Annotated in this window: 21 protein-coding genes; 10 read left to right on the plus strand and 11 right to left on the minus strand. The window is 71.7% G+C overall.

Annotated elements, in window-relative coordinates; translation table 11 throughout:
• The first annotated feature begins 177 nt into the window (after nucleotides 1-177).
• Both O5O46_RS16415 and O5O46_RS16420 read left to right on the plus strand, forming a co-directional pair.
• Nucleotides 178-894 carry a molybdopterin-dependent oxidoreductase gene (locus tag O5O46_RS16415; protein ID WP_269856175.1) on the plus strand — a complete coding sequence of 239 codons (717 nt, stop codon included), beginning with the start codon at nucleotides 178-180 and terminating at the stop codon, nucleotides 892-894.
• Nucleotides 878-1,510, plus strand: a complete 633-nt coding sequence (locus tag O5O46_RS16420; protein ID WP_269856176.1) for a cytochrome b/b6 domain-containing protein — start codon at nucleotides 878-880, stop codon at nucleotides 1,508-1,510. Before O5O46_RS16415 ends, O5O46_RS16420 begins: the two co-directional genes overlap by 17 nt.
• Here the strand turns inward: O5O46_RS16420 and O5O46_RS16425 are convergent.
• Both O5O46_RS16425 and O5O46_RS16430 read right to left on the minus strand, forming a co-directional pair.
• Nucleotides 1,484-1,984, minus strand: coding sequence for a GNAT family N-acetyltransferase (locus O5O46_RS16425; protein ID WP_269856177.1), 501 nt, complete (start codon nucleotides 1,982-1,984; stop codon nucleotides 1,484-1,486). The two genes, O5O46_RS16420 and O5O46_RS16425, sit on opposite strands and share 27 nt — an antisense overlap.
• Before the next feature lie 53 nt (nucleotides 1,985-2,037).
• On the minus strand, nucleotides 2,038-2,544 hold the full coding sequence (locus tag O5O46_RS16430; protein WP_269856178.1) for a GNAT family N-acetyltransferase: 507 nt from the start codon (nucleotides 2,542-2,544) through the stop codon (nucleotides 2,038-2,040).
• Nucleotides 2,545-2,760: 216 nt separating this feature from the next.
• Between O5O46_RS16430 and O5O46_RS16435 the strand changes: the two genes are divergently transcribed.
• The 3 genes from O5O46_RS16435 to O5O46_RS16445 all read left to right on the plus strand — a co-directional run bounded on the left by O5O46_RS16435 (nucleotide 2,761) and on the right by O5O46_RS16445 (nucleotide 8,340).
• Entirely contained in the window at nucleotides 2,761-6,189 is a 3,429-nt protein-coding gene (locus tag O5O46_RS16435; RefSeq protein WP_269856179.1) for a DNA polymerase III subunit alpha, read from the plus strand.
• Nucleotides 6,186-7,277 carry a DNA polymerase Y family protein gene (locus tag O5O46_RS16440; protein ID WP_269856180.1) on the plus strand — a complete coding sequence of 364 codons (1,092 nt, stop codon included), beginning with the start codon at nucleotides 6,186-6,188 and terminating at the stop codon, nucleotides 7,275-7,277. The genes O5O46_RS16435 and O5O46_RS16440 overlap by 4 nt, the downstream gene beginning before the upstream one ends.
• Before the next feature lie 211 nt (nucleotides 7,278-7,488).
• Nucleotides 7,489-8,340, plus strand: a complete 852-nt coding sequence (locus tag O5O46_RS16445; RefSeq protein WP_443072556.1) for an esterase/lipase family protein — start codon at nucleotides 7,489-7,491, stop codon at nucleotides 8,338-8,340.
• Nucleotides 8,341-8,380: 40 nt separating this feature from the next.
• Here O5O46_RS16445 and O5O46_RS16450 read toward each other — a convergent pair whose 3' ends face one another.
• Entirely contained in the window at nucleotides 8,381-9,328 is a 948-nt protein-coding gene (locus O5O46_RS16450) for a lytic polysaccharide monooxygenase auxiliary activity family 9 protein (RefSeq protein ID WP_269856181.1), read from the minus strand.
• Nucleotides 9,329-9,563: 235 nt separating this feature from the next.
• Here O5O46_RS16450 and O5O46_RS16455 point away from each other — a divergent pair, with 235 nt between their 5' ends.
• The 3 genes from O5O46_RS16455 to O5O46_RS16465 are packed head-to-tail and all read left to right on the plus strand — an operon-like array spanning nucleotide 9,564 to nucleotide 12,530.
• Complete coding sequence (locus O5O46_RS16455) at nucleotides 9,564-11,093, plus strand: carboxyl transferase domain-containing protein (protein WP_269856182.1); 1,530 nt, start codon at nucleotides 9,564-9,566, stop codon at nucleotides 11,091-11,093.
• Nucleotides 11,094-11,142: 49 nt separating this feature from the next.
• Nucleotides 11,143-12,162, plus strand: coding sequence for an NUDIX domain-containing protein (locus O5O46_RS16460; RefSeq protein WP_269856183.1), 1,020 nt, complete (start codon nucleotides 11,143-11,145; stop codon nucleotides 12,160-12,162).
• Nucleotides 12,159-12,530 (plus strand): GntR family transcriptional regulator, encoded by a 372-nt coding sequence (locus O5O46_RS16465; RefSeq protein ID WP_269856184.1) that lies wholly within the window; start codon nucleotides 12,159-12,161, stop codon nucleotides 12,528-12,530. Before O5O46_RS16460 ends, O5O46_RS16465 begins: the two co-directional genes overlap by 4 nt.
• A 6-nt stretch (nucleotides 12,531-12,536) precedes the next feature.
• Here the strand turns inward: O5O46_RS16465 and O5O46_RS16470 are convergent, their stop codons facing one another.
• Complete coding sequence (locus O5O46_RS16470) at nucleotides 12,537-13,949, minus strand: CoA transferase (RefSeq protein ID WP_269856185.1); 1,413 nt, start codon at nucleotides 13,947-13,949, stop codon at nucleotides 12,537-12,539.
• 35 nt (nucleotides 13,950-13,984) lie between these two features.
• Nucleotides 13,985-15,106, minus strand: coding sequence for a DUF5925 domain-containing protein (locus tag O5O46_RS16475; RefSeq protein WP_269856186.1), 1,122 nt, complete (start codon nucleotides 15,104-15,106; stop codon nucleotides 13,985-13,987).
• A gap of 125 nt (nucleotides 15,107-15,231) precedes the next feature.
• On the opposite strand from O5O46_RS16475, the gene O5O46_RS16480 reads away from it, so the two are divergent.
• On the plus strand, nucleotides 15,232-16,620 hold the full coding sequence (locus tag O5O46_RS16480) for a xylan 1,4-beta-xylosidase (RefSeq protein WP_269856187.1): 1,389 nt from the start codon (nucleotides 15,232-15,234) through the stop codon (nucleotides 16,618-16,620).
• Nucleotides 16,621-16,634: 14 nt separating this feature from the next.
• On the opposite strand, the gene O5O46_RS16485 is transcribed toward O5O46_RS16480, so the two are convergent.
• The 6 genes from O5O46_RS16485 to O5O46_RS16510 all read right to left on the minus strand — a co-directional run bounded on the left by O5O46_RS16485 (nucleotide 16,635) and on the right by O5O46_RS16510 (nucleotide 25,018).
• Nucleotides 16,635-20,297, minus strand: coding sequence for a lipopolysaccharide biosynthesis protein (locus O5O46_RS16485; RefSeq protein ID WP_443072550.1), 3,663 nt, complete (start codon nucleotides 20,295-20,297; stop codon nucleotides 16,635-16,637).
• Nucleotides 20,290-21,102: a polysaccharide deacetylase family protein gene (locus tag O5O46_RS16490; RefSeq protein ID WP_269856188.1), complete on the minus strand. Its 813-nt coding sequence runs from the start codon at nucleotides 21,100-21,102 to the stop codon at nucleotides 20,290-20,292. The genes O5O46_RS16485 and O5O46_RS16490 overlap by 8 nt, the downstream gene beginning before the upstream one ends.
• Nucleotides 21,099-22,151: a glycosyltransferase gene (locus tag O5O46_RS16495; protein ID WP_269856189.1), complete on the minus strand. Its 1,053-nt coding sequence runs from the start codon at nucleotides 22,149-22,151 to the stop codon at nucleotides 21,099-21,101. Before O5O46_RS16495 ends, O5O46_RS16490 begins: the two co-directional genes overlap by 4 nt.
• Complete coding sequence (locus tag O5O46_RS16500) at nucleotides 22,148-22,996, minus strand: glycosyltransferase family 2 protein (RefSeq protein WP_269856190.1); 849 nt, start codon at nucleotides 22,994-22,996, stop codon at nucleotides 22,148-22,150. Before O5O46_RS16500 ends, O5O46_RS16495 begins: the two co-directional genes overlap by 4 nt.
• A gap of 550 nt (nucleotides 22,997-23,546) precedes the next feature.
• A complete protein-coding gene (locus O5O46_RS16505; protein WP_269856191.1) occupies nucleotides 23,547-24,647 on the minus strand; it encodes a GNAT family N-acetyltransferase in 1,101 nt (366 codons plus the stop codon).
• Complete coding sequence (locus tag O5O46_RS16510) at nucleotides 24,644-25,018, minus strand: hypothetical protein (protein ID WP_269856192.1); 375 nt, start codon at nucleotides 25,016-25,018, stop codon at nucleotides 24,644-24,646. Before O5O46_RS16510 ends, O5O46_RS16505 begins: the two co-directional genes overlap by 4 nt.
• Nucleotides 25,019-25,193: 175 nt before the next feature.
• Between O5O46_RS16510 and O5O46_RS16515 the strand changes: the two genes are divergently transcribed.
• Nucleotides 25,194-25,991 (plus strand): SGNH/GDSL hydrolase family protein, encoded by a 798-nt coding sequence (locus O5O46_RS16515; protein ID WP_269856193.1) that lies wholly within the window; start codon nucleotides 25,194-25,196, stop codon nucleotides 25,989-25,991.
• The last annotated feature ends 57 nt before the right edge of the window (nucleotides 25,992-26,048 follow it).

Consider the following 26,048-nt stretch of genomic DNA (forward strand, 5'->3'; position numbering starts at 1 on the left):
CGCACCATCCCCGAGCCCTTGTGATCCCCCCACCCGTCGAAGGCCGTCCGTGCGCACGTTGTGCGGGCGGCCTTCGGCGTGCCGGGCGGCCCCTCGTGCGCGGTCCAGAGCTTACGGATCTGTGACGGTGGCCGTTTCCGCTGGTCACCGTGGGGGTACTGGTGGTCGAATCGAAACATGGGCAAGGACGGCAGCGGCGCACCCGTCGGGCGGCGGGTAGTGCTCGGCATGCTCGGGCTCGGCGCGGCGGGGGTGGCCGCCGGAGGGTATCTGCAGAACGGGCTGGACAACCTGCTGGCGTCCGTCACGGCCAAGGACCCGACCGGACTGTCCGGGCTGCTGCCCGGCGGCCAGGGCTTCCGCTTCTACTCGGTGGCCGACTCGATACCGCACCGCTCGGCCGCCGACTACCGGCTGACCGTGGACGGCCTGGTGGACCGCCCGACCACCTACACCCTGGAGCGGTTGCAGGCCATGCCGCGGACCCGGCTGGTACGGGACGTGCAGTGTGTGACCGGCTGGCGGGTGCCGCACTACGCGTTCACCGGGGTGCGGCTCGCCGACCTGCTGGCGGCGGTCGGTGTGCGGCCCGAGGCGAAGGCGCTCCGCTTCACCTGCTTCGACGGGGTGTACAGCGAGAGCCTCACCCTGGACCAGGCCGGACGGCCGGACATGCTGGTCGCCTACGAGATGGACGACAAGCCGGTGACCGCCGCGCACGGTGGCCCGGTACGGCTGTACGCCGCGCCCATGTACTTCTACAAGTCCGCCAAGTGGCTGTCCGGGATCACCCTCACCGACCGTGTGCAGCCCGGCTACTGGGAGCACTACGGGTACGACGTGGACGCCTGGGTGGGCCGGTCGAACGGACGCACCGATGTCCCAACCTCCTGAAGCCCTGCGCCGCTTCACCACCGCGGAGCGCTGGATCCACCGCACCACCGCCGTGTTGATGGGCATCGCGCTGATCACCGCCGCCTTCCTGTACCTGCCCGCGCTCGCCGAACTGGTCGGCCGCCGACGGCTGTTGGTGACCGTGCACGAGTGGACGGGGCTGCTGCTGCCGCTGCCCCTGCTCGCCGGTCTGGCCTTCCGGGCCGTCCGCGCCGACCTGCGCCGCCTGAACCGTTTCAACACGCACGACCGGCGCTGGCTGAGCGCCGCACTGCGGTACCGGACGGTCCCGCGCCCGGTCCCCGCGGGCAAGTTCAACGCCGGGCAGAAGCTGTACGCGGCCCTTGTCGCGGGGGCGGTACTGGTGATGCTCGGCACCGGCCTGATGATGTGGTTCACCCATCTCGCCCCACTGGTGTGGCGCACCGGTGCCACCTTCGTGCACGACTGGCTGGCGCTGGTCATCGCCATCCTGGTGCTGGGGCACATCTGGATGGCGGCCCATGACCCGGAAGCCCGCCGGGGCATGCGCACCGGCTGGGTGGCGCGGGCCTGGGCGCGTCGTGAACATCCGCTGTGGGAGAAGGAGTCACCCGGCGGCGAGCCGCATCCCTAGGTACTCCGTGCCGCCCGGCCCGGGCGCGCGCTGCCCGTCGGCCCGCCAGCCGTGGCGGGCGTAGAACGCCCGGGCACGGGCGTTGCGCTCCCAGACGCGGAGCCGCCCGTACGGCGCACCCGCGTCCCGTAGCGCCGCCACATACGCCGCGTGCAACCGGCCGCCGATGCCCAACCCCCAACTACCGGGCCGCACATGGATCTGGTACAGCTCGCAGACCCCCTCGTTCGGCGTCCCCATCGACAGCACCCCCACCACCCGCTCGCCACGCACCGCGCACAACGTGAGGTGCCGCCCGCCGCCGATCGCCTGCCGCCATCCGGCGATCCGCTGCGCGTGCTCGGCCGGGTCGGCGAACTCCGCGTCGGCCAGTCCGCCCGCGCGGTAGTACGCGGTACGCGCCTGGGTGTGCACATCGACCATGGCGTCCAGGTCGCCGATGGCCGCGGTCCTGATGACGGTCGCCGCATCCATGGCCGTCGAGACGCGAAGGTGGCGGACGGCGGTTCCATGCCGTGGCGGTGGCATCACCCGGCGGCGAGGTCCAGGCGCCAGTCGTTGCACCGCATGGTGCTGCCCGGGGGGTACTCGAAGTCGCACTCGCCCAGCAGCGAGAAGCCGAGCCCGCGGCACAGGGCGTTCGACGCCGGATTGCCGACGGACGGGAAGGCGTGGAGGTACCGGTGCTTCCGCTCCGCCCTGACCCGGTCCACGACCGCCGCCATGGCCGCGGCCGCTATGCCCCGCCGCTGAAACGGCGGCAGCACCCCCCAGCCGGTCTCGTACACGGTCCCCTCCCGCCACGGCCGCTCCCAGTACCCGACACTGCCGACCGGCTCGCCGTGCGGCAGCACCACCCGGAACATCCCGCCGGTCCGCACATACCGCTCGTGTCGTGCGAGGACCTGCTCCGCGCTCTCCGGGCCCCCGAGGTGCTCGGTCATCTCCGGTGCGTTGAGCCGCCGCAGCAGTTCGAGATCACCTTCTCCCCACGGCTCGATCCGCACCCGCACACCGCGAGTCCGCTCCGCCATCTCGCCACCCCCGTCCGAACGCCGCCGCTGTGGGAGATCACATCACACGGGTCTGACATCGACTCCTCGCCGCCGGGATGTTTTGTCGCTTTCGCGGCTTGCGAACACCACACCATATGTTCGAACGGGCATTCGAAATCTGGTTTAAGGTGGACCTGAGAAGGCCCGATGGGCGGAAGCGGAGGGAGGGGCGCGAGTGGGAAGCGGGAGGTGTGCATGGCTGGCTTTACACACCTGCACGCCCTCTCCGGGTTTTCCATGCGGTATGGGGCCAGTCACCCGGAGCGGTTGGCGGAGTGCGCCGCTGAGCGGGGGATGGACGCGCTGGCGTTGACCGATCGGGACACCGTCGCCGGGGCGGTGCGGTTCGCCGGGGCGTGTCGGAAGGTCGGGGTGCGGCCGGTCTTCGGGGCCGGGCTCGCCGTGCCGGAGGTGCCGGAGCAGGGCACCGCGGACAGCGCGGCGCGGCGGCCCGCTCCGGCACGGGGCGGTGCCTTCGTCGACGAGTCGGCGCCGCGCGCGATCTTCCTGGCCCGGGACGGGGCGGCCGGTTGGGCCGCGCTGTGCCGACTGGTCTCCGCAGCCCACCGTGCCCCCGGGCGGCCCCGGCTGACCTGGCAGGACCTGACCGGCGAAGGGGTGACCGTACTGCTGGGCGCCGACTCCGGGGTCGGCAGGGAACTGGCCGCCGGCCGGCCCGACCGGGCCGCCCGGCTGCTCGCGCCCTGGCGGGAGGTGTACGGGGACGCGCTGCGGCTGGAGGCCGCGTACCACGGACGGCACGGCACCGGCCCCGGCTCGCTGCGCCTTGCCGCCCGTACCCTCGGCTTCGCCGCCGAGCAGGGGGTGCGGCCGGTGCTGAGCAACGCCGTGCGGTACGCCGACCCGGGGCAGGGCGAGGTCGCGGACGTCCTGGACGCGGCGCGCCTGCTGGTGCCCATCGACAACCACAGGCAGGAGTCGCTGGACACCGGAGAGCGCTGGCTCAAGGACACCGCGTCCATGGTCAGGATCGCCGAGCGGATCGCCGAGGCCGCCGGATACCGCCGTGCCGTCGCGTACCGGCTGCTGGACGAGACGGCGCGCACCGCCGCGCAGTGCGCCGTCGACCCGGCGGACGACCTCGGCATGGGGCGGGTGCACCTCCCCGAGCCGGACCTGGTCGGCGCGGGAGACCGCAGTGCCGACCGGGTGCTGCGGTCCCGCTGCGCCGCCGCCATGGTGGTCAGGGGATACGACCGCAGCCGGAAGCACTGGAACCGGCTGGAACACGAGCTGGGCATCATCCAACGGCTGCGCTACGCCGGGTACTTCCTCACCGTCGCCCAGGTCGTGGACGACACCCGGGCCCTCGGCATCCGGGTCGCCGCCCGCGGCTCGGGCGCGTCCTGCCTGGTCAACCATCTGCTGGGAATCGCGGGCGCCGACCCCGTGGAGCACGGCCTGCTCATGGAGCGCTTCCTGTCGGACCGCCGGGCCGCGCTGCCCGACATCGACATCGACGTGGAGTCCGCCCGGCGGTTGGAGGTCTACCGGGCGATCTTCGACCGCTTCGGCGCCGACCGCGTGGCGACCGTCGCGATGCCCGAGACCTACCGGGTCCGGCACGCCGTACGGGACGTGGGCGCCGCCCTCGGCATGGACCCGATGGAGACCGACCGGCTGGCGAAGTCCTTCCCGCACATCCGGGCCCGAGACGCCCGTGCCGCGCTCGCCGAACTCCCCGAGCTGCGGGGGATCGACGCGGACCGGTACGGGCGGATGTGGGAGCTGGTCGAGGCGCTGGACGGGCTGCCCCGCGGGGTCGCCATGCACCCGTGCGGAGTGCTGCTCTCCGACGCCGGACTGCTGGACCGCACCCCGGTCATGCCGACCAGCGGCGAGGGCCTCCCGATGTCCCAGTTCGACAAGGACGACGTGGAGGAACTCGGGCTGCTCAAGCTCGATGTGCTCGGGGTGCGAATGCAGTCCGCGATGGCGCACGCGATCAAGGAGGTGGAGCGGGCCTCGGGCGAGCGGATCGACCTGGGCGCGGTACCGCCCGGCGACCGCGCGACCTACGACCTGATCAGGTCCAGCGAGACGCTCGGCTGCTTCCAGATCGAGTCGCCGGGCCAGCGCGATCTGATCGGACGGCTGCAACCCAGCACCTTCCACGACCTGGTGGTCGACATCTCGCTGTTCCGGCCCGGCCCGGTGGCGGCAGACATGGTGCGCCCCTTCATCGAGGCCAGGCACGGCCGCAGGCAGCCGCGCTATCCGCACTCCGACCTGGCGGAAGTGCTGAAGGAGACCTATGGAGTTGTCGTCTTCCATGAGCAGGTGATCGAGATCATGCGGATCATGACCGGCTGCGAACGGGACGAGGCCGACGAGAAGCGGCGTGCGCTGTCCGACCCCGACCTCCAGGGACGGGTGCGGGCCTGGTTCACCGCGCGGGCGCGCGGCCGGGACTACTCGCCCGAGGTCATCAGGCACACCTGGGAGATCCTGGAGGCCTTCGGCTCCTACGGCTTCTGCAAGGCGCACGCGGTGGCCTTCGCCGTACCGACCTACCAGTCGGCCTGGCTCAAGTCCCACTATCCGGCGGCCTTTTACGCAGGAGTGCTCACCCACGACCCCGGTATGTACCCCAAGCGGCTGCTGCTCGCCGACGCGCGGCGGCGCGGGGTGCCGGTGCTGCCGCTGGACGTGAACCGGTCCGGTGTGGACTATCGAATCGAACTGGTGTCCGGTAAGTGGGGTCTGCGGCTGGCGCTGTCCGAGGTGCACGGCATCAGTGAGCAGGAGGCCGCCCGCCTGGTCGCCGGGCAGCCGTACTCCTCGCTGTCGGACCTGTGGCAGCGGGCCCGCCCCAGCCGCCCGGTCGCCGAACGGCTGGTCAGGGTCGGCGCGTTGGACGCCTTCGGCCAGAACCGGCGGGACCTGCTGCTCCAGACCGCCGAGCTGCACCGCGGCGGCAGGTCCGCCCGGGACGGCCAACTCCCGCTGCCCGCCGGGGAGACGGGGACCGGCGCGGCCCGCACCGGACTGCCCGACATGGACGACGGCGAACGGCTGAGCGCCGAACTCGGGGTGCTCGGCATGGACTCCTCGCGGCACCTGATGGACGACCACCGCGCGTTCCTGGGGGAGTTGGGAGTGGTCCCGGCGAACCGGCTGGGCGCGGTGCGGCACGGTGAGACCGTCCTCGTCGCCGGGGCGAAGGCGGCCACCCAGACCCCGCCGATCCGCTCCGGGCGCCGTGTCATCTTCACCACCCTGGACGACGGCACCGGCCTGGTCGACCTCGCCTTCTTCGACGACAGCCACGCCGCCTGCGCGCACACCGTCTTCCACTCCTGGCTGCTGCTGGTGCGAGGGGTGGTGCAGCGGCGCGGCCCGCGCAGCCTCAGCGTGGTCGGTGCCGCCGCGTGGAACCTCGCGGAACTGGCCGAACTGCGCGGGGAAGGCGGGCTCGCGGCGGTCTCCGAGCGGCTGGCGGCGGTGGCGGGGCCGCGGGACGACACGGACGGCGCCGACGGCCGCCGAATCCACCTGCCCACCGGCTACCAGCTTCACCCGTGGGCCGACCTCCAGCCGCCCGGCGAAGGCGCCGCCACCGGCCGCAAGTTGTGGCACTCAAGCCCGGGGAGCGCGGGATGACTGGGCGTCAGGTATACGATGCGGTGACCCGGTTCACCGAGTCGCCCGCAACCGGCGCCGGGCGACGGCTCACCCTGGTGTCCGCACCGCGGGACGTGCCGCATGTGCTGTACGTCCATCTGCACTCCGCCGAGGGCGCCGCCCTGAGCGAGGAGTCCTACGGGGCGCTGCTCGCCCTGCTCGGTGAGATCACACCGGTGGTGGAGGCGCTGCCGCCGGACGCCGCGCTCGCCGATGTGCGGGGCAGTCTGCGCTACTTCGGGCGCACCGCCGAGGAGTTGGCGGACCTGATCAGGGTGCGGGCGCTGGCCCGCCACGGCGTGGACTGCACCATCGGCGTCGCCGCCAACCCCGTGCTGGCCAGGATGGTCGCGTACGACGGTCAGCGGGGCGCGGTGCGCGCGCTGTCCGCCGAGCCGGACGCGGTCGCCGCCTTCCTCGCCGGTAAGCCCGCCGCCGCGCTGCACGGCGTGGGGCCCGCCACGGCGCGGCTGCTCGGCGACTACGGGCTGGACAGCGTCGGCCGGATCGCCGCCGTACCGCTGGGCACCCTGCAACGGATCCTCGGCGTGAGCGCCGGGCGCCGGGTGTACGAGCGGGCCCGCGGCATCGATCCGACACCGGTCACCCCGAACGCGCCGGCCCGCTCCATAGGCGGTGAACGGCGCTTCGACCGCGACGAGTTGGACCCGGTGCGGCACCGCCGCGCACTGCTGTCGCTCACCGACGAACTGGGCGCGCGGCTACGGGGCGCGGGCCAGGTCGCCCGCTCCCTGACCCTCACCGTCCGCTACGCCGACCGCTCGACCACCACCCGAACCCGTGCGCTGCCCGAGCCGACCGGGCACACCGCGGCGCTCACCGACGCCGCGTACCGCATGTACACGGCGCTCGGGCTGCAACGCGCCCGGGTGCGGGCGGTGGCGCTGCGCGCCGAGGGCCTCACGGCCGCCGAACTCGCCGCCCACCAGCTCACCTTGGACGCGGATGACGACAAGGCCCGCCGCATAGAGGAGGCCACTGACCGCGCCCGCGCCCGCTTCGGCGCAGGGGTGCTCGGTCCGGCGGCGGTACTCGGCGTGGCGTAGCCGCGCGGCGGCAGGGGGGCAAGTGACCAACCGGCAGTGACAGTTCCGCTAAGCCCTGGCCAATTCTTTACCGACGCGAAACTAGCGAGTGTTGTTACTTGCCCGTAACTATAGCTTCACGCAGCATCTTGTGGTCCGGATCACAAAGCGTCAACTCGGGAGTCCTTCCCTGCCTCAGCCCTGCCTGATTTGTGAGGAGACCACGTTGAAGCTGCCCCTGAAGCGTCGGAGCCGGACCGTCGGCCTCATCTCCGCACTGGTGCTCGCGGCCGCCACCGCCGTGGCCACCCCCGCGGCGGCGGACGACGCGCCGACCAGCGGATGGAACAACTACGACTGCAAGCCGTCGGCCGACCACCAGCGGCCGGTCGTACTCGTGCACGGCACCTTGGGCAACGGAACGGACAACTGGCTGGCGCTGGCACCGTACCTGGTCAACCGCGGGTACTGCGTCTTCTCCTTCGACTACGGACAACTGCCCGGAGTGCCCGTCTTCGACGGACTGGGACCGATCGCCCAGTCCGCACAGCAGCTGGCCGACGAGGTCGACAAGGTGCTGGCCGCCACCGGCGCGCAGAAGGTGGACCTGGTCGGCCACTCCCAGGGCGGCATGCTGCCGCGCTACTACCTGAAGTTCCTCGGCGGCGCCCCGAAGGTGGACACCCTGGTCGGCATCGCCCCCTCCAACCACGGGACGACCCTGGACGGCCTGACCAAGCTGCTGCCCTACTTCCCCGGCGCCGCCAAGTGGCTGGAGGAGAAGACCCCGGGGCTGACCGACCAGGTGGCAGGATCGCCGTTCATCCAGAAGCTCAACGCGGGCGGCGACACCGTCCCCGGAGTGCACTACACCGTGATCGCCACCAAGTACGACGAGGTCGTCACGCCGTACACCTCGCAGTTCCTGAACGGCCCCGACGTGCACAACGTGCTGGTCCAGGACCTGTGCCCACTCGACCTCTCCGAGCATGTGACGATCGGCCTGATGGACCGGGTGGCGTTCCACGAGACGGCCAACGCCCTCGACCCCGCGCACGCCACCCGCACCACCTGCCTGTCCTGACACCGCGGACGAACCACTGGTGACCTGGAGGCCGCAACCGCTATGAGCGGTTGCGGCCTCCAGCCCTGCGCCGAGCGCCGGTCAGCACGACCACGCAGCCGACCGCGACGGCGGCGGCGCCACCGAGGCCCAGCGCCATGGTGCCGCCGGAACTCCCGGTCTCGGCAAGGGACGTGCCGCGCGGCTCGGCAGCCGAGCCGTTGGGGACGGGCCGGTTGCCGGCCGAGCCGTTGGGGACGGGCCGGTTGGCGGCGGGGCGCATGCCCGGCATGTCCTTCATCGAGGACCTCGCGGCGCCCGCGGCCAGTTGGCGGTCGCTCGGCGCGGAGGCGGCGGGCGCGGCGCCACCCTGCTTTCCGCCGCCGAACACCACGTCCGAGCAGGTGTAGAAGGCTTCCGGGCTGTCCGAGCGCTGCCAGACGCTGTAGATGAGATGGCGCCCGGTGCGCCGCGGCACGTTGCCGCTGAAGGTGTAACTGCCGTCGCTCAGTGGCGGGTTGGTGGCCGTGGCGAAAGGCTGGTCCTCCAGGTCCGACCACTTCAGCGGCTTGGTGGGGTCGTATCCGTCCTTGGTGATGTACAGCGCGAAGGTGCCCTTGTGGGCGGCCGTCGCCTTGTAGGAGAACGTGAACGGACCGCCGCTCATGGGCGTCGCGGGCCAGTCGGCGCGCGCCAGGTCCAACCCCTTGAACTCGTCAACACCGGCGCTGCACAGCTTCCCGTCCGGGATGATCTGCCTGCTGCGGCCGCCCGCGTTGCCGAGCCGCACCGCGTTCCAGTCGTACAGCGCCTGCGTACCGCCGACCGCCACCGCGGCCCGGCACGCCGCCGAGACCGGGTGCTCGGGCCCCTCCTGGTAGCAGGCGAGCACCCGGCTCACCGGCTTGTCCAACGAACCGTGCGCCCTGGCCGGTGTCGCGGTCAACGCCATGAACAGTAACGGCGACCCGACGACAACGGCGATGGCGGCCTTACGGCGTATGGGCATGATGGCTTCTCCTGTTGGTGGGGGAGGCTGCCCTGGAGGCGGCAGCACAATGGGAGAGACCTGCACGTTAGTGCCGTCCATCCGCCGGATCCGCGACTTACGGGCCCGTTAAGGCGGCGCTAAGCGCGGACACAGGAAGCGGCGAGCGCCCGCCGCGGCGGCGGCGCCGTGCCACTCCCGGCGCATGCCGCCCACTCCAGGCACCGTGGAAGCGCGGTCATGGCAGGGTGATGCCATGACCGCACTGCACCTGTTCAAGACCGTCGTCGACCCCGGGACCTGGCGCAGCTGGGACGAACCGGTGCCGGTCCCCGCCCCCGCCGACGCCGACTACCGGGCAGACCTGGAACGGGCCCGGCAGCGCACCGGCCTGGACGAGTCGGTAGTGACCGGCGAGGGCCGGATCAAGGGCCGCCGGGTCGCCCTGGTGGCGTGCGAGTTCGGCTTCCTGGCCGGTTCGATCGGGGTCGCGGCGGGCGAGCGGCTGGTACGGGCGGTGGAACGCGCCACCCGGGAGGGGCTGCCGCTGCTCGCCTCCCCGGCCTCCGGCGGAACCCGCATGCAGGAGGGGACCATCGCCTTCCTCCAGATGGTCAAGGTGGCCGCCGCCGTCACCGACCACAAGGCGGCGGGCCTGCCCTACCTCGTCTATCTACGGCATCCGACGACCGGGGGAGTACTGGCGTCCTGGGGCTCACTGGGCCACGTCACCGCGGCGGAGCCCGGTGCGCTGATCGGATTCCTCGGCCCCCGGGTCCATCAGGCGCTCTACGGGGAGGAGTTCCCCCAGGGCGTACAGGTCGCCGAGAACCTGATGGCGCAAGGACTGCTGGACGCGGTCCTTCCGGCCGAGCAACTCGCGGGGGCCGCGGCGCGGGCGTTGGACGTGCTGTGCGGGGGCCGGGAGCAACAGCGGCTGTCGGACGCGCCGCATACTGTGGAATCGGGGGCGGCGCCGTCCGAGGAATCGGAGGCCGCGCCGTCCGACGCGCCCCCCGCGCCGCCCACCGCCGAATCGATCCGCCGCTCGCGGCGGCCCGAACGCCCGGGCCTGCGTGCCCTGTTGCGCACCGGCGGCCGCGCCGTCACACCGCTGAGCGGCACCGGCGCGGGAGAGCATGACCCCGGCCTGCTGCTGGCGCTCGCCCGGTTCGGGTCCGCGCCGTGCGTGGTGCTCGGCCATGACCGACACGGCCCGGACGGCCCGCAGTTGGGCCCGGCGGGCCTGCGTGAGGCACGGCGCGGTATGCGGATCGCCGCAGAACTCCGCCTTCCGCTGCTCACCGTCATAGACACCGCGGGCGCCGCCCTCTCCCAGGAGGCGGAGGAGGGCGGCCTCGCCGGAGAGATCGCCCGCTGCCTCGCCGACCTGGTGACGCTTCCTGCACCCACCCTGTGCCTGCTGCTCGGCCAGGGCGCGGGCGGCGGCGCGCTCGCCCTGCTGCCCGCGGACCGGGTGCTGTCGGCACGGCACGCCTGGCTCTCCCCGCTCCCGCCGGAGGGCGCCTCGGCGATCCTGTACCGGACGACCGAGCGCGCGTACGAGGTCGCCGACAGACAGGGCGTCCGCTCCGCCGACCTGCGGTCGCACCGCATCGTGGACCGCATCGTGGAGGAGGTCCCGGACGCCGCCGATGCCCCGGAACCGTTCCTGGCCGGGCTCGGCGACATCCTCGGCGCCGAACTCAACGCGCTGCGCGCGATGGACGACGAGGACCGGCTGGCCGCCCGTCGGGCCCGCTACAGGAGCCTGGGCCTGGGGTGAACTCCCCCGGTCAGGGCCGGTTGTCAGTGGCGGGTGCGAAGATCCCGGCATGACTACGCAGAGTACTGGAGTGTGCGCGATGGAGTGCGAGGGGTGTGATCCCGCCGCGCGGCGGGCGTGGGCGGCACGGTTGCGCGGCTGGCTGCCGGACCGCGCGGGCGATGTGCTCGTCCTGGGCCGTGAGACGAACGAACTGGCGCTGCTGGCAGCCGAGTTGGGGCACCGGGTGACCTCGGTCGAGCCGCCCGCCGAGCGGCGGTTCGACGCGGTGCTGGCCCGGCATGTGCTGTGCACGGTGCCGGATCCGGCGGCGGCACTACTCCGCTGGACGCGGCTGCTGCGGCCAGCGGGGCGGCTGGTGCTGATCGAGAAGGGGGATCCCGGCGGCATCCCGGCCGACACCCTCGCCGAACTCGCCGCCCCGCTCGCCTCGTACACACACGTCGAACAGCTGGGCCACGACGCGCTGTTGTGGGGTGGCCGGACCTCGAACGAGGGGTACGCCGCCGTGATCCGCACCGCCCCGGCGCGACGGCACGCCGAGATCGTGGACGTACACCTGATACTCCGCCAGGAAAATCGGGTGCTGCTCGCCCGCCGTTCCAACACCGGTTACGCGGACGGGCTGTGGAACGCGCCCAGCGGCCATGTCGAGGACGGCGAGGACGTGCGAACGGCGATGATCCGCGAGGCGTTCGAGGAGATCGCAGTGGTCATCGATCCGGCGGATCTGCGGGTCGCGCTGGTGATGCAGCACCGGGCGCCGAACGGGACCGCCCGCACCGGGTGGTTCTTCGAGGCGCGCCGGTGGAGCGGGGAGGTGGCCAACCGCGAGCCGCACAAGTGCGCGGGCGTCGAGTGGTTCGAGCTCGACGCGCTGCCGGACGACATGGTCGCGTACTGCAGAGCGGGCGTTGACGCCTATCGGGCGGGAGACCGCTTCGTGTTGCACTGGCACCACGCGGGCGACTCGATCGGGTACCCACCGCGAAGCCCGGGCCGCGCGGTGGTGTTGCCGCACAATGAACCCGACACACGACCGTCACAGCCAGCTGGAGACCGTACGTGACACTCAAGATCAGCGTCGATCCCGACTCGGCCGCCGCGCCGTTCGAGCAGGTACGGGAACAGGTCGCCGCCCAGGCCCGTCGCGGTGCGCTCCCGGTGGGGTACCGGATGCCCACCGTGCGCGGCCTCGCCGAGGACCTCGGGCTGGCGGCCAACACGGTGGCCAAGGCCTACCGCGTACTGGAGGCGGACGGCGTGATCGAAACCCGCGGTCGGCACGGCACGTTCATCGCCGCCGCGGGCGACGCCGCGCAGCGCCAGGTGGCGGCCGCGGCGGCGGAGTACGCACAGCGCGCCCACCACCTCGGCCTGGACCGCCGCGCCGCCCTGGCCGCCATCGAGGACGCGCTGCGTGCCGTCTACGGATAGCGGCGGCTAGGCCCAGACGGGCTCGTCCGTGCCCCAACGGCCAGGCGCGGAAGCCCAGGTGGCCGGGCCGCCAGCGAAGGACACCGGGGGGAGGGCATGGACGAGACGGCCGATCGGCGCATCAGCCCGCGCGAGATGACGCGCTGGATCGTACGGTTCGTACCCGGCCTCGTCGCCTGGTGGCTCGGCGGTCAGGCCGTGCGTCAGCCAGTGGCCTGTCGCAGCCAGGCTGAACCGCAACAGCGCACCGCCGCCCGCGTCGTGCCGCTCGGTGAGCGCGCGCAGCACGGCGGCCGCCACCAGATGTCCGGTGCCGTGGTCGATGGCCTGCGCGGGCAGCGCACCGGGACGGCCATCCGGCCCCGCCTCCACCATGGCGATACCGCTCGCCGCCTGCACCAGGCTGTCGAACCCGCGCCGCTGCGCCCACGGCCCCTGATCGCCCCAGGCGCTCAACTCGGCGACGACAAGCCCCGGTCGGCGCTCCCGCAGGGCCGCCGCCGAAAGGCCGAGCCGGGCCAGGGCGCCCGGACGATAGCCGGTGATCACGACGTCCGCGGTGTCGAGCAGTTCCTCGAAGACCGCGCGGTCCGGCTGGTGTGCCAGGTCGAGTCGGGTCGACCGCTTGCCGAAGCCGGTGTCCGCGTGGGCGTCCGCCGATTCCGGCAGCCGAGGCGAGTCGACCCGCAGGACGTCCGCGCCGAGCAGCGCCAACGTCCGGCCCGCCACCGGCCCGGCGATCACCCGGGTCAGATCCAGCACCCGGACCCCAGCGGCGGGCAGCAGCGCCCCCTCGGGCAGCGGACGTACCGGCCGCCGGGGCGCACCGTCCAACCGCTCGACGCGCACCAGCGGCTGCGCTGCCGCCGCACGGCCCGCCGGGTGCTCGGCCCACTGCTCGGGGGTGCGCACCGCGACGGCGAGTCCGCCCGCCGCGTACACCCGCTCCTCCACCTCCTGCGCCACCGACTTCTCCAGCGCGCTGGCCAGTTGCTCGGCCAGTTCCTTGTCCTCGCCCTTGTCGCGAATGTCGAGCGAGGTGAGCAACCGGGCGCGGTGGTGCGGATAGTTGGCGTGGGTGCGCACCCAGCCGTCGCGGGTGCGCCAGAAGCCCGACAGCGGCGCGAAGTTGACGGGCGCGCGACCGTCGATGCGCAGATGCCGTTCACTGGTGAACGCCGTGGCCACCGCACCGTCGTCCACCCGTACCGCCGGTACCGGGCGGCCGCTGCGGCGTGCCGCCAACTCCGCGGCGGCCAGCGAGCAGGCGGCGACGGTTCCCCGGGCCAACTCCCGTACCGGCAGCCGTGCGGGCAACCCCGCGCTGGGCCTGCCGTACGACACCCGCTCCAGCAACTCCGGTGCGCCGCCTAGGGCCGCCCAGACCTGCTCGGCGGCGTTCTGAGAATCATGCGTCATTCAGCCATGATGCTCCGGCCCATCATGGTTCCGCCTCACAGGTACAGGCCGTCGGCCGCCTCGGCCTGGTTGGGCAGCAGGAGCGGGGTGCCGCGGCGAAGCGCGTAGAGTTCCGCGAGGGTTGAGCCTTCGCGGCCCACGCCCTGGGACGTGCCGAGCCAGCCGATCGCCTCCTCGCGGGTCAGCGGACCCACCTCGATCCGGCTCAGGCAGCGGCCGGGCCGCACCACCGCCGGATGCAGCCGATCCAACTCCTCGTTGGTGGTGATGCCGACCAGCACGTTGCGGCCCTGGCCCAGCAGCCCGTCGGTCAGGTTGAGCAGCCGGGACAGTGCCTGGCCCGCGGTGTGCTTGGCCTGGCCGCGGATCAGCTCGTCGCAGTCCTCGAGCAGCAGCAGCCGCCAGCGCGGCGCGGCCCGGTCGTGCGCTTCGTGGTCGTCCTCGCCGATGGCCAGGTCCATCAGATAGCCGGGATCGTTGAACAGCCGCTCGGGGTCGAGCACGCAGTCCACCTGGCACCACTCCCGCCAGGACCGCGCCAGGGTGCGCAGGCACGAGGTCTTTCCGGTGCCCGGCGGCCCGTGCAGCAGCAGCAGCCGACCGGTGATGCCGTCCGGTGTCAGCTTCATCAGGCTGTCCATCGCCTCGGCCACCGTCGCGGTGTAGTTGCCCCGTACCTCCGCCCAACTCGACGCGCTGATGGCGCGGGTGTGCCGGACCGGGCCGCGGCGGTGCGAGAAGTGCCAGAAGCCCATCTGCACCAACTCCGGCCGCGGTTCCGGCTCGTCCTCGGCATCCTCCAGCGCCTCGTCGAGGATCCGCCGCGCCAGCTCGTCCTCGACCGCGGTGACCGTGACGTCCGCGCCGCGCTTCCACCGGGACACCAGGACCGTCCAGCCGTCGCCCTCGGCGAGCACCGCGCGGCGGTCCTTCTCGGCCGCCGACCGCAACACCCGCGCACCGTTCGGCAGCAGCGTCACCCCCGACCTGACCCGCTGCACCGAGTGGCCGCGGGCGTACGGCTGGGCACCGGAGGCGAACCGGCCGAGCAGCATGGCGTCCACGATGTCGGACGGCGAGTCGTTGCCCGCCGTGTTCAGCCGGATGGGCAGCGCCGCGTCGGGTAGGCGGTCATCGGGCGGGTTCATCGCGGACATGACGCCCATGATCCGGCAGAAGGGGCGGAGTCGCGCGGTATTTTCGCGGGTGATCGACAAGGAAAACCCTCACAGGGTTTACCAAAACGGTCGTTACGCATGCTTCTCGGCCTTACAGTGCCAAGGTGAGCGCTCGTCATGCGGCTGGCAGGTTCGGCCTCTTAGGTGCTGGGTGGCAACGCGTCATCGTGCTGTTCACCGTCGCGATGGCGGGACTTGGGCTGCTGCTGACCATGTTCGGCACCACGGGCCACGGCGCCGCGGAACGCTCCACCGGCACTCCCGCCCCCGGCGTCTACGGCGACCCCGGCACCGGCGCGCCGCCCAGCGCCCGGCTCGGCTGGGGCTTCACCCATACCGAGTTCAGCGCCGACCGGGGCACCGCGGCCGCCGAGGGCAGTGCCGACAAACTGCTGGCCGCCCAGCCGCTGCCGCAGAACCAGGCCATCATGGGCTGGGGCTCCGACAACCCCGAGCCGTCGCCCGGCCGGTACGACTTCAGCGGACTGGACAGCCGCATCGCCCTGATCCGCAGGACCGGCGGCACGCCCGTGATCACCCTGTGCTGCGCCCCCGACTGGATGAAGGGCGGCACCTCCGGCACCACCGACTGGTCGCGCATCGAGGCCGCGCCCACCCCGGACCACTACGCGGACTTCGCGGACCTGGCCGCCAAGGTCGCCCACCGCTATCCGGACGTGCACGACTTCATCGTGTGGAACGAGTTCAAGGGCTTCTGGAACGACAGCGCGCAACGCTGGGACTACGAGGACTACACGCGCCTGTACAACCTGGTCTATCGGGCCGTGAAGGCCGTCAACCCGCAGAACCTGGTGGGTGGCCCGTATCTGAACATGGACAGCGTCCCACCCGGTACCAAGGACAACGCCTCCTCGGTCAGCGGCCCCTGGGGCAGCCTGGACCAGCGCGTCCTCGACGCGCTTGACTACTGGATGCGCAACAAGGCGGGCGCGGACTTCCTGGTGGTCGACGGATCGAGCACCACCCATGACGGAGCCCTGGTGCCCGACGACTTCAACGCCACCCAGAAGTTCCACGACCTGAGCCGATGGCTGCGCCAGGACACCGGGCTGCCCCTGTGGTGGGCGGAGTGGTACGTCAAGCCCGACCACACCGTCTGGCCGGAGAACCGGCTGATGGCGGTGCAGGCCACCGCCATGATGCAGCTGGCCGAGGGGGGCACGGACACCGCGTTCTACTGGAATCCGGAGTCCGAGAGCGGTGACTGCTCAGGCTGCCTGTGGACCGGCACCGAGGCCGACCAGCGGGGTGGAACCCCGCTGCCCATGCTGGACCTGCTGCGCCGGTTCGCCGCCGCCTTCCCGCCCGGCGCCCAACTGAGCACTCCCGCCGTGGACAACGCCAACGTCATTGCGTTGGAGAGCGGCAGGACGCTGCTGGCGGTGAACACCACCGACCAGCAGACCGCCGCCCACATCGACGGCACGACCGTCAACCTGACGCCCTACGAGGTCAGTTGGCCCACACGGTGAGCGCGTCGGGCACCTCAGCTCAACGTGGCGAAGCGGTCCGCCAGGGAGGCGAGGAACACCAAGAGCAGTGGCAGCGCCAGGTAGAAGGACACCTTCATGCCGCGCCGCCGCCGGTACTCCGGCACCACGACCCGTACCACCTCACGGGCGCCGAGCAGTACCACCAGCAGTACCGCGGCGATCGCGCCCACCACGGTCCAACGCGTCCACGTCACCACCGGGCCGACCTTGCCGACCACCGGGCGCGGCACCGTGCCCTTGGGCGGTGCCGCCAACTGGTAGACGGCGGCGTCCGGGTTGGACATCACCTCCCGAACGTCCGAGCGGGCGTTCAGGGCGGCCACCACGCGGGTGCGCCAGTCGGCCGGGTAGCCCGCGTCCAACTGCAGATAGCCGGCGGTACCGGAGGTGATCAGCAGGTACGACTGCGGCCCCGCCGCCTTCAGGTCGGCGACCATGGCGCCGACCCGCGACGGATCACGTGGGGCCAGCACCCCGCGGTAGTCGACCTTCTCCATGTCCCGGGCCATCCACGGAAGGTTGGGCGTGGGATCGTTGGCCGGGTCCTTACTGGGCCACAACAGCCGGGCGGACGGCGAGTCATGGCCGTAGACGTAGTCCAGCGCCGCCACCTCGCCGGTGCGCACCCGCTCGAACGGCTCGTTGCCCCAGCGGGCCACCAGGAACCCGCCCATCAACACCAGTCCCGCCAGCAGCAGCGCCGTCAGCCCGGTCCACGAGCGCTCCGTCGAGGTGCGCGGGAAGAACGCGAGCGCCGCCAGCACACTCGCGCCCGGCAGCGCGAACAGGAAGACCCGCAGCGCCATCTCACCGCCGTATGACTGCATGCCGAACCCCAGGAACGGCACCAGCAGCAGGATCAGCAGCACCCGGTCGCTGATTCCGGAACGCCGCCTGCGCAGCCAGCCGAAGGCGGCCAGCGCCAGCACCGCCACCGCGAGCAACACTCTTGAGTACAGCACCAGTTTGTGCGTGGGGGAGCCACCCTGGATGCGTCCGGAGACGCTGGAGGAGACGTTGCCGCCCAGCGAACCCAGGCCGCCGAAGAGGTCGTTGAAGTGCCCCGACCAGTACGGCTCGGCCAGGAAGCCGACCCAGGCCACCACCATGACCCCGCACAGCAGCGGCAGCCCGTACAGTGTCGAGCGCTTCCAGACCACCAGCGCGGCGGCCACCCCCAGCATCACGAACGGGGTGAGCTGGTGGCTGACCACGGACGCCGCGAACAGCGCCAGCGCGACGCCGAGCAGCACCACCCGGTCGGCCCGGCCCGCCGGACGCGCCTGCGCCTCACCCGGCATCCGCCCCGTGCCCCCGGTCTGGGGGGAGCGGAACCACACCAGCAGTACGGCCACGAACATGATGTAGAAGAGGTAGTTGACCGACTGCGGTGAGAAGTAGTCCTGGCCCACCCAGCCGCACAGCACGAACAGCCAGGCGGCGCACCACTTGGCTCGCCAACTCGCCCGGATCGCGTGCAGCAGCAGCATCAGCGGTGCCAGATAGAGCAGTTCGACCGCCAGCGGCCACCAGCGCAGCACCTCGGACAGATCGCTGATCCCGCAGGCCTTGGTGACCAGTGCGACGCCCGCGAAGAACCCCGGCCAGGAGAAACGCGCGTCAAGATACGGGACCGCGTGGCCGGTCCGGTTGACGTACTCGATGAACCCCGCGTGCTGCCAGGCGGTCGGGAAGCGCGGCTGCGCCTCCAGTACCGCGGGCACGGCGTGCAGCGACACCACGGTCGCCAGCAGCACGGCCAGTAGCAGCCAGGGACGGCATCGGGGCAGCGCCAGCGCCCAGCAGAACGCCAGCACGAGCAGGGCCGCGCCCACCAGTGTGCGGAGCGGCAGTACCGAGACCAGGCCCAGGCCGGTCATCCGGTCCAGCGAGGCGTCGTCCATCCCGCGCAGCGGCAGCCAGTACAGTGCCAGCGCCGCGACCAGCGCCAGCCAGCCGCCGAACGCGGCCCAGGACCAGTCCGCCATCCGGTCCCGCAACGGAACCCGCGGTCGCTCGGTGGGCTGCGGGGGCGGTGGCGCCGACACCGGATGCGGGGTGGTCCCCTCGGCGCGCGACTCCTGGTGCGTCTGCGGTTGCGGGAGGACGTAGGGCCGCCGCTCCAGATGGTCGAAGTCCAACCGGACGCCGAGTGGCAGCGTGTCCTGGTCGACCGCGGCGCGCAGTGCCCAACGGGTGCCGAACACCAGTGTGTCGGTGTCCAGCGGGGCCTCCTGCGGCGCTTCCGCTGGAGGAGGCGCGGCGGAGGAGGCCGGAGCCGGGGCGCGCAGGATCCTTGCCAGGCCGAAGCAGGCGATCACCGCGATCACCGTCTGACTGGCCAGTTCCGCCACACCCGCACCGACGATGCCCAGCGGCGGCAGCAGAAGCAGCGTCGATCCCAGCACCAGTGCGCACAGCAGCCCTTGGAGCATCGCGATCCGCGAGGTTCGGCTCTGCGCCCGCAGCACCCCGAAGTACGCCTCGAACAGCACCCGGGTGAGCGAGGCGACCGCCATGAAACGCAGCAGCGGCCCGCCCTTGGCCGCGTATCCCGCACCGAAGACATGCAGTATCTGTGGTGCGAAGACCGCCAGTGTCATGCAGATCGGAATCATGATGCGGGCCATCCGGCGCAGCGCCGCCCGGCAGTTCTCGGCGATCCGCGACGGGTCGTGCGCCCCCTCGACGGTGAGCGAGGCGCCCATGTTGATCGCCAGGAGGTCGACCGTGCCGCCGATGGTGGAGGTGATGTAGAAGTAGGCGTTGTCCTCCGCGCTGATCCGCGCCGCTACGATCACCGGCACCAGGTAGAGCGCGGCCAGCGCGAACAGCGAGCCGGTGTAGTCCCCGGCCAGGAACCGCCCGATCTCCCGCGCCGACGGTGGATCCGTCCTGTCCTGCGTCGCCTTGACATGGCGCGGGATCAGCCGGCGGAAGACCAGCCAGCCCAACGGCAGTACGGACAGCGCGATCGCCGCGACCCAGGAGACGAACACCCCGGTCGCCGGGATCACCGCGGCCAGCACCACCAGCAGGGCGAGCTTGGCGGTGGAGAACACCGTGTTGCCGAACGGCACCCACACCGCGCTGCGCAGCCCGGTCAGCACCCCGTCCTGAAGAGTGAGCACCGACCAGGCCACCACGGACCCGACGAACGCGAGCCCCGGCACCAGCCCACTGAGGAAGTGGTAGGAGGGACCCCACCACCCCAGCGTGAGCAGGAACACCCCCGCGGCGACCGCCACCACGAGTGAACTCGCCAGATACGTACCGGAGATGAGCCGCGAGGCGCGCCTGCCCGCGACCGGGATGAACCGGGCCAGCGCACCGGTGAGGGTGACCGCGGTGATCCCGGCGAGGAACTTCATCGCCGCGATCGCGGCCGAGCCCCGGCCCACCGCGTCATCGCTGTAGTAGCGGGCGGCGACCAGCCAGTAGCCGAGCCCGAGCACCGCGGAGACCCCGGTGTTGAGCATCAGCGCGTAGGCGTTGCGGAACAGCGGATCGCCTCCGCCGCGCCGTCCGGGAAGCCGCAACCGACCGCGTTTCGGCGGTGGTTCGGCGGCGACCCCGGGGCCCGCCGCTGCCCGGCGGGGTGCCCCCTGGCCGGTCGCGCTCGTACCGGATGTCTCCTGGGTGGTCGTCTCAGACACGGGCTCCGCGTACCTTCCCCAGTGCTCGGCGGGTTCTGCGCACCATGGCATAACTCTTTGTCAACGCCCGGTCCTTGGCGAAGTTCCGGGCGACGGCGCGGCCCTCGACGAGTCGTTCGAACTCGGTTATGGACGTGGACCGGCGCACGGTGACCCGGCGCAGCGCGTACGGTCCCTGTGCCCGGGAGGCCAGCCGGTTGCCCACGGCGAGCGAGATGCCGAACCCGCCGGTGCGCACCATGCGCCGCACCCGCTGGCTTGAGTAGCCGTACGGATAGGCGAACGAGACAGGTGGGGCGTCCAGTTCCTCGGTGAGGATCTCCTTGCAGCGCAGCACCTCGAACCACAGCCGCTCGTCGGAGAGCTGGTCCAGCTGCGGATGGCTGTGGCTGTGCCCGCCGATCTCCACCCCGGACGCCGCCAGTTCGCGTACCTGGTCCCAGTCCAGCATGGTGTCCAGCGCCCCCGGAGCCTGGTCCTGCGTGCCGCGCCCGCGCACCCAGCCGGTCGAGGTGAACAGCGTCGCCGCGAAGTCGTGCCGCCGCAGTTCCGGCAGCGCGTGCCGGTGCACGCCCTCGTACCCGTCGTCGAACGTGATGAGCACCGGGCGTTCGGGCAGCGCACGCCGTCCGTCCCGCCAGACGGCGGCCAACTGCCGGGTGGTGAGCGGTGTGAAGCCGCGCTCCGCCAGCAACTCCATCTGCTCGGCGAACGCCGACGGCGTCACCGAAAGCCCACGCGCGGCCCTCGCCGGGGCGTCGGCGACCGCGTGGTACATCAAGATGGGCACCCCACCTGTGGTCATGCCACCGCTCCCGGTCTGTGCTGTCCGCTGTGTGGGGCTTCCCGAGGCGCGTCGGCCCTCCCGGGATCCGTGCCCTGCGCTTCCGCCACGGGGATGACGAACCGGCCGCCGTTGCGGGACCGTACGGTGCCGACGGCGTATCCGGCCGCCGTCGTCGCCAGCCCGGCCACGATCGCACCGGCCCGGGCCAGGCCGCTGACCCGGCCGAGCAGCGCGTCCCGTACGCCGCGGGCCACTCCGAACGGCAACACCCTTGTGGCGTACCGGCGTTCGGTCGCCAGCCCGGCCTCGGTGCCCACGCTGCGGGCCACCAGTGCCTTGGACAGGCCCTCGGCGTAGCAGCGGGTGCGGAAGTAGCCGAACCGCTCCCGCGCCGGTGGCACCCGGTGGTGGATGACCGCGCGGTCGTCGAGCAGCAGCAGCGCGTCCGGGCGGGCCCGCCGCAGCCGGATGCACAGCTCGGTCTCCTCGCAGCCCAGCGGGCGCTTGTCGCCGTCCCGGCCGATCCCGGTGGCGAAGCCGCCAGCGGCGTCGAACGCCGTGCGCCGGAACGAGGCGTTTCCGCCCAGCACGTTGCGCACCGGCACCCGGCCGGGCGGCAGGCCCAGATAGGTGCAGCCCACCACCCACTCGAACTCGCGCGGGAACCACCCCGGGCGGCGTCCCGACGCCCAGGCGGGCATGGTCCTGCCGCCCACCGCCATCACCCGCGGGTCCTCGTAGGCCGCCACGAAGTGCCGCAGCCAGTCCCGTTCGGCCACCGCGTCATCGTCCAGGAACGCGATGACCGAGCCGCTGGACGCGGTGATTCCGGTGTTGCGGCCCGCGGACAGGCCGCGGGGCCCGGCGTTGGGCAGCACGCTGACGGTGTGGTCGTCCGCGTACCGCTCGCGCAGCCGGGCCAGCAGCGTGGGGTTGTGGTCCACCACGAGCAGTGTTTCGTGTGCCGGGAGGCTCTGCGCCCGCACCGAGGCCACCGCGGCGAGGATGTCGCCCCAGCGGTCCTCGGTGTAGACGCAGATCACCACGGAGACGGTCTCCGTGCTCAAGAACCCTCCCCCAGGCTGGCGCTGGCGGGCAGCATCGCCGGGCGGGAGCGCAGCCGACGGGGTCTGTGCTCCCGCAGGATGACCTTCAGCACGCGCAGACCGTCCCGTACCGCCCGCAGGTTGCTGGCGCCGTGGATGCGCAGATGCTCATGGCTGGGAATCTCCTGTACCTTCAGGCCGGCCTTGACCACGCGGATGTTCATCAGGGTCTCCACCTCGAAACCGGCGCAGTCCAGCGCGATGTGGTCCAGGCAGTGTCTCCAGAAGGCGTTGTAGCCGTAGCACAGGTCGGTGTAGCGGGCGCCGAACTTGGCGTTGACCAGTGCGCACAGCACCCAGTTGCCGAGTTTGCGGATCGGGGTCATGTCGTCGGTGCCACCGCCGTTGGCGAAGCGCGAGCCCTTGGCGAAGTCGGCCCCGGAGACCAGGGCGGAGACATAGCTGACGATCTCGCTGCCGTCGGCCGAGCCATCGGCGTCCACCATCACGATGATCTCGCCGGTGGCCGCGGCGAAGCCGCTGATCAGGGCATCGCCCTTGCCGCGGCCGCGCTGCTCGACGACGGTCACCGAAGGCCACAGTTCACGGGCGACCTTCACGGTGTCGTCGGTGGAGTGCCCGTCGACCAGGACGACCTCGTGGATCCAGGGCGGGAGCGTGGCGAACACATGGGGAAGGTTCTCCGCCTCGTTCATCGCCGGGATGACGACGCTGACCGGCGGGGTGATCGCCAGGTGTGTGGAGATCGGCCGGAACTTCGCCGCAGCTGCGACGGTGGAGCGGTCCGTTGGTGGGTTCGAACTTAGCGATGGTCCGGGTACGGCCGGTTGAACAAACGAGCTCATGAGTCCGTTTCCCTCTCGTCCGGTCGACCGCCCGCGCCGGGCGGCCCGTGTCGTGGGTCCGGTTCGAAAGGGGGGTCTCACCTGCTCCATGCCGACTTCGCCCAGGGCGGTATCGCCCATGGGCGGGTCTGGCGCCTTGCGAGCCTGGTGAGTTGGCGTACGTGACCGGCCGCGCGGTGCGCGGCTCGGCACATGCGCAGTGTCCGAGCACGGCACCCCCCTACCGCGCCCCGCACCGGTTCCATCGCGGCCTGTTGAGCCCCCTCCCCTGAGGTCTCCTAGGGCCGCCCTTCCCTGATGGCTGATGCGGGTGGATGTCCGACGGTATTGATGATTAGGACTCTAAGGCAAGACCCGGCGTCGTGATTCACAATTGACGGAAAATACTACGCGGCTGTCCTTTTGATCTTGCCTCAGTGATCGAACTTGCGGGGAAGCGAATCATTCCTTTCGACTCGCTGGACAAATGAGCTGGGCAGCGGGTTGTACGCGAAGTCGCCACGATCCGGCGCGAAGGAGCGCTGGATGCGTACGGTGGCACGGGGGCGCGTCACCGTTCGGTCCGCAGCCGCCCCAGCAGTCTGAGCAACTGATCGGCGCGGCCCAGGAGTTGGGGGCGCGCCAACACCGCGTTGCGGGCCGCCCGCACCGGCGCACGCCTGACCAGGTGACCGATGGCGACCGGATGGCGCCTTGTCACCCAACCTTCGCTGACCGAAAGTTCACGCGTTTTGAGCGACTCTTTGTATTCTTTTTCACCGCGGCCGAGATCAAGGTAGGAGATACCATTCGCCGCAGCCGCCTCGGCCATTCTCAGATGCAACGCGAGGCCCGGCGAGTATTTGCCGAACGCGGTGTCGTACGCCGGGAACCAACAGGCGACCACCCGGTCGGATCGCAACCCGAAGTGCGCCGCCACCGGACGACCGCCCGCATAGAGCACGGAGAGCTGTCCGGCGAAGTCCTCGCCGCGGACGTTGAAGAGGTGCTCCACCAACCGCACGATCCACGGCCGGGCGAACCGGTCGCTCCGCCCGGTCCTGCGGTACTGCGCCGACTTCCAGCCCATCAACGTGCGCAGCGCGGCCGGATCACGCTCGTCGTGCACGTACCGCAGCCCGCCGGCGTCCCGCTCCAGCTTGCGCTCCTTGGCCAGCGTGGTGCGCACGAACTTCGGCGCGTGGGAGCGCAGATAGCCCAGATACGCCTCGTACCCCTGCTCCACGTCGATCACCGGAGACGGGAACGAGCCGGTGGCGCCCACCTCGAAGGGCTTCTCGCCCTCCACCAGGTGGTCGAACTCCCAGATCGCCAGCCGGCAGGCGCGCAGCAGCTCCCGCGCCTCCCACTGGAAACCCGGCCGGTGCACCAGCCCCTGGCAGTCGGACAGCCCGAGGCCGACCGCCCGACCCACCCCCAGCACGGTGCGCTGAAAGGGGAAGAACGCGGCCGGCTCGCCGTCCTCGTAGACCACCGCCACCCGAACCCCGCGCCGGAAGCGGTCCACCGCCAGGGTGAACTCCGGGGACAGGAAGGGACTGGCGAGCGCCGGACTGCCGCAGACCCAGGCCCGTGACTGGAGGCCGGTCCAGGCCGCCCGGTCGGCCTCGGTCAGCTCGGCGGGGCGCAGGACGCGTATCCGGGATGTCAAGGATCGCGCCTTCGCACCGTCACTCCGTAGCCGTGCCGGGCCAGTGGCAGCAGGAACAGCGTCGCGCTCAACGCCGCGACCACCGCCACCCCGCCGCGGATCGACCACAGGTGCAGCATCAGCATCACCTGGCCGACCAGCAGGTCCAGCACGATCGAGCCGATCACGGCGACCACCACCCGGGTCAGCGGGTCAAGGCTGCGCAGCGTGCTGGCGAGCGCGGCCCCCGGCGCGACGATCAGGAAGAAGAAGGTGAACGGTGCGCGCAGCGGCGAACTGATGTCGGCCAGTACGAGCGCGGCGCCGGCCACTCCCGTGCCGACGGCGGCACCAGCGAGAAGTGGCAGAGATTCCCTGGCAATTGGATGCATTGGCGACTTGCCCCCCGGGCTTCAATGTTGCGCAGTCCCGGCAGCCCGTCAAGCAGTCCGGGCCTCTTGGGACACACCATCACCGATCGGGGGAATCTCCGGGCGGGGTACCGCCGCGGTGGGCCGTCCGCTGCTACGACGGACGCGGCAGAAACACGCCGTCGAGAGAGGTTCCATGAGGATCACCCGGCTTGTCGCCACCTTGTCCGCCCTGCCCCTCATCGCGGCCCTCAGTCTTTGGGGGACGAGCGGCGCGGGCGCGGCCGGGCCCGGCTATGTGGCGCTCGGCGACTCGTACTCCGCCGGGGTGGGCGCGGGCGGCACCATCGCGGCCAGCGGGGAATGCCGCCGGAGCACCCGTGCCTATCCGGAGCTGTGGGCGGCCGCCGCCGCTCCCGCGTCGTTCGCCTTCACCGCCTGCGACGGAGCCACCACGGTGGACGTCCTCAACGGCCAACTGGGGTCGTTGCGTTCGGCCACCGGTCTGGTCAGCATCACGGTGGGCGGCGATGACGCGGGCTTCGCGCAGGTGATGGCCACCTGCGCGCTCTCCGCCGACCTGCTCTGCGTCCAGCGGGTGGACCGGGCCCGCGGCTTCGTGCGCGACTCCCTGCCGGGACTGCTGGACACCGTCTACTCGGCGATCCGCGCCCGGGCGCCGCACGCGCGGGTGGTGGTGCTCGGCTATCCGCGTTTCTACCAACGCGGCGGCGGCTGTCTGGCCGGGCTGGGGGAGGCCAAACGTACGGCCATCGACGCGGGGATCGACCAGTTGGACTCCGTCATCGCCGACCGCGCGGCCGCGCACGGCTTCGCCTTCGGTGACGTTCGCGGAGTCTTCGCCGCGCACGAGATCTGCGGCCAGGACCCCTGGCTGCACAGCGTGACGCTTCCGGTCGGTGATTCGTACCACCCGACGGCGGCGGGACAGTCGCACGGGTACCTTCCGGTGTTCACCGCGGTGGCTGGCTGACATTGGCATCGGCACTCGGTCAACTACCGTGTGTACGCGCGGCGCCGGGTGGCAACA

It is taken from the genome of Streptomyces sp. RPT161, from assembly GCF_027533845.1.
Taxonomy (GTDB): Bacteria; Actinomycetota; Actinomycetes; order Streptomycetales; family Streptomycetaceae; genus Streptantibioticus_A; species Streptantibioticus_A silvisoli_A.